This window comes from Tsukamurella sp. M9C (assembly GCF_020169415.1).
Taxonomy (GTDB): domain Bacteria; phylum Actinomycetota; class Actinomycetes; order Mycobacteriales; family Mycobacteriaceae; genus Tsukamurella.
This window is the reverse complement of sequence record NZ_JAIULG010000055.1, coordinates 19,327-33,642: the sequence shown is the minus strand read 5'-3', so window position 1 is coordinate 33,642 and position 14,316 is coordinate 19,327. Positions and strand designations below refer to the sequence as shown.

Genomic DNA, 14,316 nt, shown 5'->3' with positions numbered 1-14,316 from the left:
GTTCCCCTCAGTCCCGCCCCAGGCCGACGAGCGACCTTGACGGCACGGCCCGGCGGACGCGCGGACGGTGCTGGAGCGAGCTGCGCCGCTGTCGGACCCTGCCGGTAACCTGGCACCGTGGCTCTCTACCGCAAGTACCGTCCAGCGACGTTCGCCGAGGTCGTGGGGCAGGAGCACGTCACCGAGCCACTGAGCACCGCGCTCGATTCCGGCCGGGTGAACCACGCCTACCTGTTCTCCGGCCCCCGCGGCTGCGGCAAGACCTCGTCGGCCCGCATCCTGGCCCGCTCGCTGAACTGCGAGCAGGGCCCCACCAGCACGCCTTGCGGCGTCTGCAACTCGTGCGTCGCGCTCGCGCCCGGCGGGCCCGGCAACCTCGACGTCACCGAGATGGACGCCGCCAGCCACGGCGGCGTCGACGATGCCCGTGAGCTGCGCGACCGCGCCTTCTACGCCCCGGCCGAGTCGCGCTACCGCGTCTTCATCGTCGACGAGGCGCACATGGTCACGCCGCAGGGCTTCAACGCGCTGCTGAAGATCGTCGAGGAGCCGCCGGAGCACCTCATCTTCATCTTCGCCACCACGGAGCCGGAGAAGGTCCTCACCACCATCCGCTCCCGGACGCACCACTACCCGTTCCGGCTGCTCGCGCCCAACGTGATGCGGCCGCTGCTGGAGAAGATCACGGGCGCCGAGCACGTCACGGTCGAGCCGCAGGTGTACCCCCTGGTCATCCGCGCCGGCGGCGGCTCGCCGCGTGACTCGCTGTCGATCATGGACCAGTTGCTCGCCGGCGCCGGGCCGGAGGGCGTCACCTACCAGCGCGCCCTCGGCCTGCTCGGCGTCACCGACACCGCGCTCATCGACGCCGCCGTCGACGCGCTCGCCGCTGCCGACGGCGCGGCCCTCTTCGGCGCCGTCGAGAAGGTGATGGAGGCCGGGCACGACCCCCGCCGCTTCGCCACCGACCTGCTGGAGCGCCTCCGCGACCTGATCCTCCTGCACACCGTCCCCGACGCCGCCGACCGCGGCCTCATCGACGTGCCGGAGGACGTGCTCGAGACCATGCGCGGGGAAGCGGCGAAGCTGGGCCTCGCCACCCTCACGCGCTGCGCCGAGGTCACGCACGCCTCGCTCGCCGAGATGCGCGGCGCCACGTCGCCGCGCCTGCTGCTCGAGGTCATGTGCGCCCGCATGCTGCTCCCCGCAGCGGACGACTCGCAGGCCGCCCTGTTGCAGCGCATCGAGGCGCTGGAGCGCCGCCCCGCGGGTGCTCCCGTCGACGGTGCCGCGCCCGCCCTTGCGACGCCCGCTGCGGCGCCGGGCCCGCCGAGCCCCGCCGCCGGCAGCACTCCGCCGTCCGACGGTCCGCCGTCCCGCTTCGTCCGGCCCAGCCAGCGGCAGCCGGAGGCCCCGGCCGAATCGGCCCCGGCCGCTGCGTCCGCACCCGCTCCGGCGGCACCGCGCGCGCCGGAACCGGCGCCCGTCGCCCCGGAACCGGCTGCGCCGGTCGCCGTCACCCCGCCCGCGGAGCCCACGCCGCCGGCTGTCGCGGCCGAGCCGGAGCCCGCCGCTGCGGCCGAGCCCGCGAAGCCCGTCGAATCCGAGCCCGTGCTGCACCGGCCCGAGCCGGACCCGGAACCCGTTGTACCGCCGCGTCCCGCGGAGCCCGAGCCGCAGGTCGCTCCGGCCGAGCCCGCGCCGCCGCGTGCCGACGAGCTCACGCCGCCGGCCCCGGAGCCCGAGCCCGTCGCGGCGCCGGAGCCCGTGCCGGCCGCCGCTGAGGCGCAGGCGCCGTCGGGCCCGTCCGTGGACGAGGTCCGCACGGCGTGGCCCAAGGTGCTGCGGGCGGTCAAGGACCGCAGCACGGTGACGTTCGCGCTGATGCCGAACGTCCAGGTGCTCGGCCTCGCCGGCGACGTCCTGCATCTCGCGTTGCCGATTCCCGCGCTGCTGAGCAGGTTCAGCGATCAGCAGCACGTCGGCAACCTGCGCGACGCCGTCCGCGAGGTCTTCGGCACGCAGTGGAACGTCGAGGTCGGCGACGGTAGCGCCCGCCCGCAGGGTGCGGCCGCGGCGGCGCCGGCACAGCAGCAGCGTCCGTCCGGCGAGCCGCGTAAGGCGCCGCCCACCTTCGAGCGGCGCAGCCGCGCGGGCGATCAACGACCGGACTCACGGCCGGCGGGCCGGGAGAACCGCGCACCGTCGCACCACGACGACATCCCGCTTCCGCCCGAGCCGGACCCCGAGCCGGCACCGGTCGAGGAGATCTCCGAGGAGGAGATGATCGACGCGGCGCACCGGGAGGACGCCGCCTCGGGCGGCACAGCCGCCCCGCGCCGCGACCCGGACGAGATCGCCCTCGAGCTCCTCAAGAACGAACTCGGCGCCCGTCCCATTTGATGGCGAGGTCGCGGAGACTACTTGCGGCCGCATTGGCCGCGACCGCGTTGGCAGGATGTGCTCCGTCGAGCCCCGCGCCGGAACCGACGGTCCGGACGGATATCGCGCCGATTCAGAAGCGGGTCAAGAACATCGGCGACCGGTTCACAGCCCGTTGGGTCGGTGGGATCCGCGGGGACGAGCGCGTGCCCGGGCCGAACGCTACGTGGCTCGACGCCGTGGTCGTCGTGGACGACTCAGGCGTGGTGCGAGGACTGCGCGCGGCGGCGGGCGATACGCCCGCTGGCGGGCGGCCCGACGTCTCCGAGGCACTGGGAGATCCGGGTGCCGGGGTCACGAGCACCGGGCTCGACGCCTACGTGGCCGTCGAGCCCGGCACCGTGCGGGCTTTCCTGTACCCGGAGCGCGGAGTGCTCGTGGTGAAGTACTTCCGGGGCTGAAGCCCTACGCGTCCCACCAGGGGCGCAGCGGCAGATCGCCCGCCCCGCCCTTCGCGTCCAGCTTCACCGCGAGCACCTGGTGCAGCTGGACGACGTTGCGCTCGAAGCCTAGCCGTGAACCGGCCATGTACAGGCCCCAGACGCGCGCGGTACCCAGGCCCACCTCGGCGACGGCCTCGTCCCAGTTCTCGACGAGGTTGCGGCACCACGCGGCGAGGGTGAGGGCGTAGTGCTCGCGGAGGTTCTCCTCGTGCCGCACCTCCATCCCGCCGATGTCCTGGATCGCGGCGATCACCCGGCCGGAACCGGTGAGCTCACCGTCAGGGAAGACGTAGCGGTCGATGAACTGGCCGCCCTTGCCCGACAGCTTGTTGTCGTGCCGCGTGATCGTGTGGTTCAGCAGCAGCCCACCGGTCTTCAGCTTCTCCCGCAGCGACGTGAAGTACGCCGGGTAGTTGTGCACGCCGATGTGCTCGGTGAGACCGATGGAGCTGATCGCGTCGAAGTCGCCCTCGGGCACGTCGCGGTAGTCGCTGTAGCGCACCTCGGCGAACTCGCCGAGGCCCTCGGTCTCGATCGCGGCCTGCGCCCACTCCGCCTGCTCCTTGGACAGCGTCGCGCCGATGGCGTGCACGCCGCGCCGGGCCGCGTAGCGCACCATGCCGCCCCAGCCGCAGCCGACGTCCAGCAGCCGGTCGCCGGGCTTGAGGCGCAGCTTCTCGAAGACGAGGCGGTACTTGTTCTCCTGCGCCTCCTCCAGCGTCGCCTCGGCATCCGGGTAGCACGCGCAGGTGTAGGTCATCGACGGTCCGAGCACCAGCTCGTAGAACCGGTTGGAGACGTCGTAGTGGTGGTGGATCGCGTCGGCGTCGCGGGACTTGCTGTGCCGCAGACCCTCCGCGATCCGCCGCCAGCGCGGGATCGCCTCCTGCGGCGGCGGCGCGATGGGGATCATGTGCTCCGCGCCCACCGAGCGTGCGATCTGTGCGATCAGCCGCGGCCCCGGCTTGGCGAACTTCAGGTCGTCCGAGAGCGCACGCAGTGCCTCGTACGGGTCGCCGGGGGGCGCGCCGGTCAGTTCCAGGTCGCCCGCGATGTAGGCGCGGGCGAGGCCCATGTCGCCGGGTGCGGTTGCGAGATAGGTGGTTCCACGCGGGGTGAGCAGGTCGAGGCCGTAGACCGCGTCGTCCGGGCCGGCCGACGAGCCGTCGTAGGCCTTCACCCGGATGGCGAGTTTCCCGCCCGCCACCTTCTCGATGATCTCGGCGAGGCTGAGCTTGGGGAGATGCTCAGTGGATCGCGTCAATTCACTGCCTCCTGACTGTCTTGTCGTACAGCCCCAGCAGACGATCCTCCGGGTCGTAGCGGGACTTGTACTTCTCCAAGTGGATTCCGCCGTAGAGCTCGTCGAACTCGGCGCGCTCGTAGAAGGCCTCGGAGTAGAGGGACTTGTGTCCACCCAACTCCGACACCTTCTCCTCGATCAGGCGGTTCGCCCGGCCCTCGATCTGGCCGGGTTGCTTCGGGACCGCGGACCAGAAACCGACGTTCACGTAGGTCTCGCGGGGTTCCAACGGGTACAGCGGCCACGGCCGGTCCGGATCCGCGCCGGGCGGCAGCGGCTCCCGCAATCGCAACGGGCACAGCCATATCGGCTCGATGGGGATCTCGTCCAAGAACCATTCGAGGAAGTCGACGATCTCGTCGATGTGCACCTCGATGTCCTGTACCACCCGCTCGCCGGGCGGCTCGCCCTTGCGTGCGGCGAGCCGGTCGCCGATGTCCCACTTGCGGTCCATTGCCACCAGCTTCCAGTAGAAGCTGCTGCGCAGCAGGTGCTTCGGCCACGCGCGCCGGATCTTCGGATTCTGCGCTCCGAAGGCGCGGGAGCACCAGAACCAGTCGGTGTCCCAGCGCCACAGGTAGTCGTGCGTGGTGAGCCGGTCGCGCTTCACCCCGTCGGCGTGCTGGATCGAACGGTAGTAGATCTCCCGGCCCGTGTAGTCGCTGAGCGGGCCGGGCTCGTCGGTCTTGCGGCCGAGGACCAGGTACGACTCCGTCGCGGAGAAGACCACCCCGTCGAGGTAGTCGACGGGCTCGCCGTCGTACTCCCGCGCGTCGACGATGTCCGCCATCGCCTCCTGCAGGGCGTCCAGCGTGTGGAAGCGCACGTGCCGCAGCTCCACGTACCGCGCGACGGGCTCCAGGGTGACCGTGAGCCGCGTCGAATATCCCAGCGTGCCGTACGAATTCGGGAAGCCGAAGAAGAGTTCCGCGTCCGGCCCGTCCGGCGTCGCGGTGATCACCTCGCCGCTGCCGGTGAGGATGTCCATCGACAGCACCGCCTCGTGCGGCAATCCCGCCCGGAACGAGCTCGACTCGATGCCCATGCCGCTCACCGCACCGCCGAGCGTGATCGTCTTCAACTGCGGGACGACGGTGGGGGCGAGGCCGAAGGGCAGCGTCGCCGCGACGAGGTCCTCGTACGTGCACATGCCGCCCACGTCGGCGGTCCGGGCCTCGGGGTCGATGGAGATGACCGAGGCGAGGCCGGAGACGTCGAGCCCGGGGGCGTCCGTGGCCGCGCGGGCCCGGAACAGGTTGGAGGTCTTCTTGGCCAGGCGGACCCGGGCGTTCGGCGGGATGGCGCGATAGCTGTCGCGGAGCCGTGCGAGGCCCTCCTGGTAGGCGGCTTCGCCTGCGATCGGGACCGTCGTCGGGGTTCGCGCCGGCGTTGCGTTGCGAGCACTCACAATCATCGACGCTATACCTCTCGGGCGCGACGCGCGCGGGTCGTTACGGATTGGTTAGGCTGGCATCGAACCCGTCGGCGGTGCCGACATCCACGCCTCCGACCTGCTCGGGGGCACCGATACTCAGAGGATCGAAGTACGTTGGCCCAGGTAACCGCCACAAAGTCCATCACCATCGCCGCCGCGCCCGAGAAGGTCCTGGCGGCCATCTCCGACTACACCCGCCGCGCGGAGATCCTGCCCCCGAACTACCGCGAGTACCGCGTCGTCGAGGGCGGCCAGGGCTCCGGCACCGTCGCCGAGTGGGTGCTGCAGGCCACCGAGAAGCGCTCGCGCAACGTGCGCGCCACCGTCGCCGTGGACGGCGTCACCGTGACCGAGACCGACGCGAACAGCTCGATGGTCACCACCTACCGGGCGGTCGCCGCCGACAGCGCGGGCGACGCCACCACCGTCACCATCACCACCACCTGGCAGGGCGCGGGCGGCATCGGCGGCTTCTTCGAGAAGACCTTCGCCCCCAAGGGCCTCGGGCGCATCTACGACGAGCTGCTCACCAACCTCAAGGTGCAGGTCGAGTCCAACGGCTAGACGGCCGCGGCGGCACCGGGGCACCCCCGTCGCGCCCCTGCCGCTGCGCGACGGGGTCGACCCGACGCGGCTCGTCATCGCCGAGGAGGAGGCCGGGCGCACGCTCGGCGAGGTCCTCGAGGCCCGCTTCCCGGGCACCGCGGAGTACGTCGCGCGGGAGAGCGCGGCGGGACGCGTCCTGTCCTCCGACGGTGCGACGCTCGCCCCGGCGACGATCGTGGCCGCCCGGCAGGCGGTGTGGATGTACCGCGAGCTGCCGGACGAGATCGACGTGCCCTTCCCGATGCCGATCCTGTACGAGGACGAGCGGATCGTCGTCGTGGACAAGCCGCACTTCCTGGCGACGATGCCGCGCGGCGCGCGGGTCGTGCAGAGCGCCCTGGTGCGCCTGCGCCGGGAGCTCGACGAGCCGCTGCTCTCGCCCGCGCACCGGCTGGATCGGCTCACCGCCGGCGTGCTGCTGTTCACCCGCGACCCGGCGGTGCGCGGCGCCTATCAGCAGCTGTTCGCGACCGGGCGGGCCCGCAAGGAGTACGCGGCCCTCGCGCCGCTACGCGCCGGCCTTTCGCTGCCGACGGTCGTGGAGTCCCGGATCGAGAAGACGCCCGGCATCATGCGGGCCTACGAGGTGGACGGCCCGGTGAACGCGCGTTCGCACGTCGCGCTGGAGGCCGACGTGCCGGACGGGCGGGGCGGCACCGTCGGGCGGTACCGGCTGCGCCCGGAGACGGGCAAGACGCACCAGCTCCGCCTGCACATGTCCGGCCTGGGGGTGCCGATCCTGGGGGATCCGCTGTACCCGGAGCCGCGGGAGTTCGTGGACGGCGACTTCTCCGACCCGCTGCGCCTGCTGGCGCGCACGCTCGCCTTCGCCGATCCGGTGGACGGCACCGAGCGCGAATACACGAGTCAACGTGACCTAGCGGTCGTGAATTCGGCGGCTCAGCGCATCAGCAAGCCGGATGAGGCTTCGTAGCCCCGAATTCGGCCGGATTCACGACTAGCGCGTCGCAGGAGAGCCCAGGTAGGCGGCGAGCCCGGCGGCGATGGCGTCGGCGAGCCGCTGCTGGCCGTCGGCGGATTCGAGCACCTTGGCCTCGGTCGCGTCGCGGAGGTTGCCCGCCTCGACCAGCGCCGACGGCACCGTCGCGAGGTTGAGCCCGGCGAGGTCGGAGCGCGGGTAGAGCCCGCCCGAGCCGATGTACGCCGCCGGGGTGAAACCGCCGGCGACCAGCGCGTCGCGCATCTTCGCCGCGTACGCGGGACTCGCCGTCTCCTGCACGGGGTTGAGCGGCGGCGAGGAGAGATTCACGTGAAACCCTCGGTTACCGGGGGTGGAACCGTCGGCGTGGATGCTCACGGCGGCGTCGGCGCCCCAGGAGTTCGCCGCCGCGGCGCGGGCGTCGATGCACGACGCGACGGACGTGTCGTCGGTGCGGGAGAGCATCACCTGCGCGCCGGCGGCGGTGAGCGCCTGGTAGAGCTTGTACGCCACCGCGTAGTTGAAGGTGTGCTCGGGCACCCCGTTCACGCTGGTCGTTCCGGTGGTCTGGCACGGCTTGGTGCCGCCGCGCCCCGTCGGGACCTGCTTGTTGATCGAGGCGTCGTTCGCGCCGTTGTGTCCCGGGTCGACGAAGATCTTCTTCCCACTCAGCGCGCCGGCGGCGAGCGGCGCCGCGTTGTTCACGAGGGCGGGGCCGTCGGGCGATAGGCTGGTGGGTGCGGCCGCGTTCCGCTGCTGTCCGGCGTCACCGAGGGTGCAGCCGGAGAGGACCAGTGCGGGGAGCACGGTCGCGGCCAGGAGGGCGGAACGGCGGTTCGTCACGGATCGCACTGTACCGCCCCAACCGGCACAGTGGTAACACATGTAACACGAATCGGACATAGCGGGTCACGTGACCGGCGTTAGGGAGACAAGCATGCAGCCCGGAGGCTCGATGGAAGACCTGATGGCCCAGGTCGGCGCGATGCAGCAGCAGCTCATGGCGGCCCAGCAGGAACTCGCGGTCACCACCGTCGAGGGACAGGCCGGCGGCGGCCTCGTGAAGGTCACCGGCACCGGCGACGGCCAGGTGCAGTCCGTGACCATCGACCCCAAGGTGGTCGACCCGGAGGACGTCGAGACCCTGCAGGACCTGGTCCTGGGAGCGCTCTCGAACCTGGCGGAGAACACCGCCGCCGTCGCGCAGCAGAAGATGGGGCCGCTGGCCGGCGGCCTGCCCTTCTGACGGTCGGCACGTGTACGAAGGACCCGTTCAGGAGCTGATCGACGAGTTGGCCAAGCTCCCGGGGGTCGGACCGCGCGGTGCCCAGCGCATCGCGTTCCACCTCCTGGGGGTGCAGCCCACCGACATCGACCGGCTCACGAACGCACTCACCCGCGTGCGCAACGACGTGCGCTACTGCGAGGTGTGCGGCAACGTCTCGGCCGAGACCCGGTGCCGGATCTGCTCGGACCCGCGCCGCGACGCCTCCAAGATCTGCGTGGTCGAGGAGGCCAAGGACGTCCAGGCCGTGGAGCGGACCCGCGAGTACCGCGGGCTCTATCACGTGCTCGGAGGCGCGCTGAACCCGATCAAGTCGATCGGTCCGGACAAGCTGCGGATCCGCGAGCTGCTCGTCCGCCTCGGCACATCGGTCGATGGGGTCGACGTCGACGAGGTGATCATCGCGACCGATCCGAACACCGAGGGGGAGGCCACCGCGGCCTTCCTCGTGCGGATGCTCAAGGACTTCCCGGGCCTCACCGTCACGCGCCCCGCCGCGGGCCTGCCGATGGGCGCCGAGCTCGAGTTCGCCGACGAGCTGACCCTCGGCCGTGCCATGAGCGGCCGCCGTGCCCTGTCCGAGCCGCCGCGCGTGCTCGAGGAGTTCCCGCCCGCGGGCGGGTGAGGCATGGAGGCCTCCGAACTGCTGGCCCGGCTGGGCGGCGCCGAGGGCATCGTCGCGATCGACGGTCCCTCCGGGGCCGGCAAGTCGACGTACGCGCAACGCCTCGTGGGCGATCTCCGGGCCGACGGTGCCCGGGTCGCCCTGATCCGCACGGACCACTACGCCACCTGGGACGACCCGGTGTCGTGGTGGCCGCAACTCGTCGACGAGGTGATCGAACCCCTGGTCCGCGGCCGGGACGCCTTCTACCGCCCCATGGTCTGGCGCGACGGCGTGCCGACACCGGGGGAGGAGCTGCGCGTGCCACGGGCGTCCCTCGTCGTGATCGAGGGCGTCTCCAGCGCGCGCCGCTCCTTCGCCGACCGCCTCTCGCTGGGCCTCTGGCTGGACGGCGGCACCGCGGAGCAGCGACTCGAACGGGCCGTCGCGCGCGACGGCGAGGAGTCGCGCGCCGAGCTCGTGCGCTGGCAGGAGTTCGAGCGCGGCTGGTTCGCGGTCGACGGGACGCGTGATCGCTGCGTCGTCGTCGAACCCCGGGTGGTCGGGGCGTAGAAACCTGTCGGTGCCCTGTGGCACCGTCGAAGCATGGACGTCCAATCGAGCGAGGCGGCCCTCAAGGCCGATATCCAGCGCTACCTGGATCAGGCGCGGGACGCGCTGCTCTGGAAGCTCGACGGACTCGGCGACTACGACCTGCGGCGCCCCCTCACGCCCACGGGCACCAACCTCCTCGGGCTGGTCAAGCACTGCGCGATGGTGGACTCCGGCTACCTCGGCGGCTGCTTCGGCCGTCCCTTCGCGCATCCCCACCTCCCCGATCCGGAGTCGCCCGAGTACGTCGCGGACGATGACCTGTGGGTGCGCGCCGACGAGCCGACGGAGGCGATCGTCGACCTGTTCACGCGGTCCCGCGCCCACGCCACCGCGACCCTCGCCGAGCTCCCCCTCAGCGCCACCGGCACCGTGCCGTGGTGGGGCGAGCGCGGCCGGTCGGTCACGTTGCACCGGCTCGCGATGCACACGTTCTTCGACCTCGACCGGCATGCCGGTCAGGCCGACGTCGTCCGCGAGATGATCGACGGCGCCGCCGGCCTCCAGCCCGGCAACACCAATCTTCCCGACGGTGCCGACTGGGTCGCGTACCGCGCCAAGGTCGAGGCCGCCGCGCGGGCCGCGGAATAGGATCGAGGCATGCGCCTGCGCGACCACCCGATCATCGAGGTCTCCCGGAAGCTGCCCTGCTCGCCGGAGGAGGCGTGGCGCCTCGTCACGGACATCACGCTGCCCACGCGGGCGGAGGGGGAGCTGCAGCGCGCCGAATGGCTCGACGGTGCCGTCGGCGTCGCAGTGGGTGCGCGGTTCCGTGGCTACAACGCCGATCCGGAGATCGGCGAGTGGTTCACCGAGCCCGAGGTCGCCGAGGTCGAGGACGGCCGGCGCTGGGTCTGGCGCGTGGGCCCGGCCGGTGATCCGTTGGCCACCTGGGGATTCGAGGTCGAACCCGCCGAGGGCGGCGCGCTGGTGCGGCAGTGGGCGCGCGCCGGGACCGGCGCCTCGCCGCTGAGCGAGTACATCGCGCAGCACCCGGAGCGGGAGGCGCAGATCATCGACTTCCGCCTCGGCCTCTGGCACGACTACATGGAGGCCAACCTCGATCTGCTCGCGCGGGAGGTGGGCTGACGTGGCCGCCGGGTACGCCCTCTTCGACACCGCCGTCGGCCGGTGCGGGATCGCCTGGGGCGCCGACGATGCCGTCACCGCCGTCCGGTTGCCGGAGGAATCCGACGAGATCACTGCGGAGTATCTCGGCGACGGCGCGGAGCCGTCCGAACCGCCGGAGTCCGTCGCGCGGGTGATCGCGGCCGTCGTCGACCTGGTCTCCGGCACGAACCTCGACGACGATCTGGCCTGGGTCCCCCTGGACATGCGGGGGCTCACCGATTTCCAGCGCGCCGTCTACGACGTCGCACGACGGATCCCGCCCGGCTCGACTCGCACCTACGGCGAGATAGCCACGGAGATCGGCCTTCCCGGCTCGGCCCGCGCGGTAGGCCGGGCGCTGGGCGAGAACCCGTATCCGCCCGTCGTTCCGTGCCATCGCGTCACCGCGGCGAACGGCCGCACCGGCGGCTTCTCCGCGGGCGGCGGCGTGGAGACCAAGATGCGTCTCCTCGCGACCGAGCAGGCAGTTCTGGGGCTCTGGTGACTACTCCGCGCCGGGCGAGACGACGGTGAGCCCCTCCGCTCGCGCGGCGTCCAGAAGTCTTTTGTCGTAGCTGACGAATGCACTGAGTTGCTCGTGGATGCTCACGGCCGACGCCAGGTGAATCGCGTCGAGCGATCGCAGAGTCGGTAGTCCGATGCGCTCGGCTCCGGCAACGATCTCCTCGGTCACTGAAGCGCCGTTGATCCAGTTCGCGACGTATCGGGCGTGGTCGAAGATCTCGTCGTCATCGAGGCGCGCCGCCGTGCGCATCAGCTCGATGCGGCCGACGTCACTGGTTGTCAACGACTCGTGCGCTTCGGTTTGTTCGGCGACCCACATGGTGAGCGCGTCCGACTCGTGCTCCGCGATGATGAGCTTGGTCAGTGCGGAGGTGTCCATGTAGATCATTCTTCCCGCATCTCCAGGAGGATCTGAGTCAGCGACTTCTCGCCGGGCCGTAGCGGCCTCCGCATCGCGACGAGCTTCTCGAGGTCGAACGGGTGCTTGGCGGGCTTGATCTTCCCGGCCGCGACCAATTCGCGGAACTGACGTTCCTTCTCGCTGACCGGGACCAGCCGGGCGACGAGCCTGCCGTGATTGGTCACCTCGATCTCCTCGCCCGCCTCCACGCGGGCGAGGTATTTCGACGCATGTTGCCGCAGCTCACGGACCCCGATCTGCTCCATGTGCTCGACGGTAGCACCTGTTGTGCTACTCATGCTCCGCCGTTCTCAGCTCCGCGATTCCGCTTCTTCCGCGCGTCGCGCCGCTGCTTGCTGGTTCTACTCACGATGTCCCCCCCGAACTCTCGATGATGAGACGGGGTAGGACGCCGCACCGACATGTTTCGTCGGCGACGCGGGCACCACCGGGATCCAGCGGCGGGTGACGCAGGCATGCGTCGTGCGCATGGCCCGCGTTCCACAAGTGCCCGCTGAACTGGGCAGACGAAGCCATGCGTCGCACGCATGGCTTCGCGCGGAGAGACCCCCTGCCCCGCAGGCCCGGGCCGACCGCGCGTGAACCCCGGACGGCGCCGGCGGTCCTACTTCCGCAGCCGCTCCCGACGCAGCAGCTCCACGTCCGGCAGGTCCAGCGGCTCGAGCGACCGCCCGGTCGCGCGGGACAGCAGGTGGTCGGCCAGCTCCGGGTTCCGGGCCAGCGCGGGGCCGTGCATGTAGGTGCCGAGCACGCTGCCCTGGACCACCCCGTCGACCGCGGCGCCCGCACCGTTGCCGGTACCCCGCACCACGCGCTGCAGCGGCGCGGCGTCCGGGCCGAGAGCCGAACCGCCGCGGTGGTTCTCGAAACCGGTGAGCGGCTGGGTGAGCCCGTCGATCAGCGGCACGCCTTCGATCTCGCCGATCGACCGCTCCGCCTGCGGCGTGGTGGTGAGGTCGAACAGCGAGATGCCGTCGACGCGTTCGCCCTCGGACGTCTCGTACCAGTGGCCGAGCACCTGGATCGCCGCGCAGATCGCCAGCACCGGCGCGCCCTTCGCTGCGGCCTCCTGCATGCCCGGGTACTGGGTGAGGTGCCGTGTGGCGAGGCGCTGCGCATAGTCCTCGGCGCCGCCCAGGGTGTAGATGTCGCAGGTCGCGGGGACGGGATCGGCGAGCGTGATCGGCAGGACCTCGGCGTCGATCCCGCGCAGGCGCGCGCGCTGGCGCAGGACCAGGGCGTTGCCGCCGTCGCCGTAGGTGCCCATCACGTCGGGCAGCACCAGGCCGATGACCAGCGTGGATTCGGTGATCCGGGACTCGGATCCGGAGAAGTCGATCACGCGCGCCGCCCTTCCAGAGCCGTGTTCAGGTCGCGGAACGCGGTGTAGTTCGCGAGCACCTCCACGCGCCCGGGCGGGCACGAGGCGATCGCCGCCAGCGGGTCGGCGACGAGCGAGTGCTCGGCGCCGGCGTAGGTCAGCCGCACCGCGAGATCGGCGCCGCGCTCGCCCGAGGCGACGACCTTGCCGTTCTCGAACCGCTCGAACTGCACGTCCCACAGCCAGGAGAGGTCCTCGCCGTCGGGTACCTGCCCGTTCACCGCGATGACCAGGCCCTCGGCTGTGCCGTCGATCATCGACATGGCCTCCTGCCAGCCGGCGGGGTTCTTCGCGAGCAGCATCCGCACGGTGTGCTCGCCGACGGTGACCGTCGCGTACCGTCCGGCGACCTCGCCGACGGTGCCGACGGCCTCGACGGCGGCCTGCGGGTCGGCGCCCATGGCGACCGCCGCGGCGACGGCCTGCGCGGCGTTGCCGCGGTTGGCGCGGCCCGGCAGGCTCAGGGTGAGCGGCGCGACGAAGCCGTCCGGCCCGTGGATGGAGGTGTCGTCCACCCACCAGTCGGGCTCGGGACGGGAGAAGTCGGTCCCCGTCGAGTACCAGTGCGCGCCGTCGCGGACGATGGGCTCGCCCGAGCGGGGGCACGAGGTGGAGTCACTGGTCCAGCCGGCGCCGGCCGCGACCCAGACGACGTTCTTCGCGTCGTACGCGACCGACGTCACGAGCACGTCGTCGCAGTTCGCGATCACGGTCAGTTCGGGGTGCGCGTCGACGCCCGCGCGCAGCCGGCGCTCGATGGCGTTGATCTCGCCGACCCGGTCGAGCTGGTCGCGGGACAGGTTCAGCAGTACCAGCGCCTCGGCGGCGGTGGCGTCGAGGACGTGCGGCACGTGCAGCTCGTCGACCTCGAGGGCCGCGAGCGGCGCGCGCTGGTGCGCGGTGAGCGTGGCGACGATGCCGGCGTCCATGTTGGCCCCGTCGGCCTGCGTGGCGACCTCCCGGCCGAGCGTGCCGAGCGCGGCGGCCGTCATCCGGGTGGTGGTCGACTTGCCGTTGGTGCCGGTCACGACGACGGTGCGCTTGCCGGCGGCGAGCCGGGACATGAGGTTCGGCTCGATCTTGAGTGCGACGAGGCCGCCGATCATCGAGCCCTTGCCGCGCCCGGCGCGCTGCGACGCCCAGGCTGCGGATCGGGCGGCGAGCAGCGCCGCGCGGGCGCGGAGGGGGAGTCCGGGCATGCGCTCCAGG

Annotated in this window: 17 protein-coding genes; 10 read left to right on the top strand and 7 right to left on the bottom strand. The window is 71.8% G+C overall.

The genetic code is table 11. From position 1 onward, the window contains the following. The first annotated feature begins 117 nt into the window (after positions 1-117). Positions 118-2,403, top strand: coding sequence for a DNA polymerase III subunit gamma and tau (locus tag LB823_RS20375; RefSeq protein WP_224650770.1), 2,286 nt, complete (start codon positions 118-120; stop codon positions 2,401-2,403). A 185-nt stretch (positions 2,404-2,588) separates the two neighbouring features. After that, positions 2,589-2,843: a hypothetical protein gene (locus LB823_RS20370; protein ID WP_224650768.1), complete on the top strand. Its 255-nt coding sequence runs from the start codon at positions 2,589-2,591 to the stop codon at positions 2,841-2,843. 4 nt (positions 2,844-2,847) lie between these two features. On the opposite strand, the gene LB823_RS20365 is transcribed toward LB823_RS20370, so the two are convergent. After that, positions 2,848-4,149: a class I SAM-dependent methyltransferase gene (locus LB823_RS20365; RefSeq protein ID WP_224650766.1), complete on the bottom strand. Its 1,302-nt coding sequence runs from the start codon at positions 4,147-4,149 to the stop codon at positions 2,848-2,850. Position 4,150: 1 nt separating this feature from the next. Beyond that, positions 4,151-5,602 carry an FAD-binding oxidoreductase gene (locus LB823_RS20360; protein WP_224650764.1) on the bottom strand — a complete coding sequence of 484 codons (1,452 nt, stop codon included), beginning with the start codon at positions 5,600-5,602 and terminating at the stop codon, positions 4,151-4,153. A 135-nt stretch (positions 5,603-5,737) separates the two neighbouring features. On the opposite strand from LB823_RS20360, the gene LB823_RS20355 reads away from it, so the two are divergent. Continuing rightward, complete coding sequence (locus LB823_RS20355) at positions 5,738-6,187, top strand: SRPBCC family protein (protein ID WP_224650762.1); 450 nt, start codon at positions 5,738-5,740, stop codon at positions 6,185-6,187. 217 nt (positions 6,188-6,404) lie between these two features. Then, entirely contained in the window at positions 6,405-7,163 is a 759-nt protein-coding gene (locus LB823_RS20350) for a pseudouridine synthase (protein ID WP_308011475.1), read from the top strand. 24 nt (positions 7,164-7,187) lie between these two features. Here LB823_RS20350 and LB823_RS20345 read toward each other — a convergent pair whose 3' ends face one another. After that, a complete protein-coding gene (locus LB823_RS20345; protein ID WP_374201361.1) occupies positions 7,188-8,054 on the bottom strand; it encodes an Rv3717 family N-acetylmuramoyl-L-alanine amidase in 867 nt (288 codons plus the stop codon). Positions 8,055-8,124: 70 nt separating this feature from the next. Between LB823_RS20345 and LB823_RS20340 the strand changes: the two genes are divergently transcribed. From LB823_RS20340 to LB823_RS24145, 6 genes are read left to right on the top strand one after another with little or no spacing between them, the layout of a single operon-like run. Then, positions 8,125-8,415 carry a YbaB/EbfC family nucleoid-associated protein gene (locus LB823_RS20340; RefSeq protein WP_224650774.1) on the top strand — a complete coding sequence of 97 codons (291 nt, stop codon included), beginning with the start codon at positions 8,125-8,127 and terminating at the stop codon, positions 8,413-8,415. A gap of 10 nt (positions 8,416-8,425) precedes the next feature. After that, positions 8,426-9,079, top strand: a complete 654-nt coding sequence (gene recR, locus LB823_RS20335) for a recombination mediator RecR (protein ID WP_224650758.1) — start codon at positions 8,426-8,428, stop codon at positions 9,077-9,079. 3 nt (positions 9,080-9,082) lie between these two features. Next, on the top strand, positions 9,083-9,631 hold the full coding sequence (locus LB823_RS20330; protein WP_224650756.1) for a uridine kinase: 549 nt from the start codon (positions 9,083-9,085) through the stop codon (positions 9,629-9,631). Positions 9,632-9,664: 33 nt separating this feature from the next. Next, positions 9,665-10,261 (top strand): DinB family protein, encoded by a 597-nt coding sequence (locus tag LB823_RS20325; protein WP_224650753.1) that lies wholly within the window; start codon positions 9,665-9,667, stop codon positions 10,259-10,261. Positions 10,262-10,270: 9 nt separating this feature from the next. Then, entirely contained in the window at positions 10,271-10,759 is a 489-nt protein-coding gene (locus LB823_RS20320) for an SRPBCC family protein (protein ID WP_224650751.1), read from the top strand. A gap of 1 nt (position 10,760) precedes the next feature. Then, the gene (locus tag LB823_RS24145) at positions 10,761-11,285 is read left to right on the top strand and encodes a methylated-DNA--[protein]-cysteine S-methyltransferase (RefSeq protein WP_224650749.1); all 525 of its coding nucleotides are present in this window, start codon (positions 10,761-10,763) and stop codon (positions 11,283-11,285) included. Here LB823_RS24145 and LB823_RS20310 read toward each other — a convergent pair whose 3' ends face one another. The 4 genes from LB823_RS20310 to LB823_RS20295 all read right to left on the bottom strand — a co-directional run bounded on the left by LB823_RS20310 (position 11,286) and on the right by LB823_RS20295 (position 14,306). Further along, the gene (locus LB823_RS20310; protein WP_224650747.1) at positions 11,286-11,684 is read right to left on the bottom strand and encodes a type II toxin-antitoxin system VapC family toxin; all 399 of its coding nucleotides are present in this window, start codon (positions 11,682-11,684) and stop codon (positions 11,286-11,288) included. Between the two features lie 5 nt (positions 11,685-11,689). Beyond that, complete coding sequence (locus tag LB823_RS20305; RefSeq protein WP_224650745.1) at positions 11,690-11,971, bottom strand: type II toxin-antitoxin system Phd/YefM family antitoxin; 282 nt, start codon at positions 11,969-11,971, stop codon at positions 11,690-11,692. 359 nt (positions 11,972-12,330) lie between these two features. Continuing rightward, positions 12,331-13,038, bottom strand: coding sequence for a type 1 glutamine amidotransferase (locus tag LB823_RS20300; protein WP_224650772.1), 708 nt, complete (start codon positions 13,036-13,038; stop codon positions 12,331-12,333). Positions 13,039-13,064: 26 nt separating this feature from the next. Beyond that, a complete protein-coding gene (locus LB823_RS20295) occupies positions 13,065-14,306 on the bottom strand; it encodes a Mur ligase family protein (RefSeq protein ID WP_224650743.1) in 1,242 nt (413 codons plus the stop codon). Positions 14,307-14,316 lie beyond the last annotated feature (10 nt).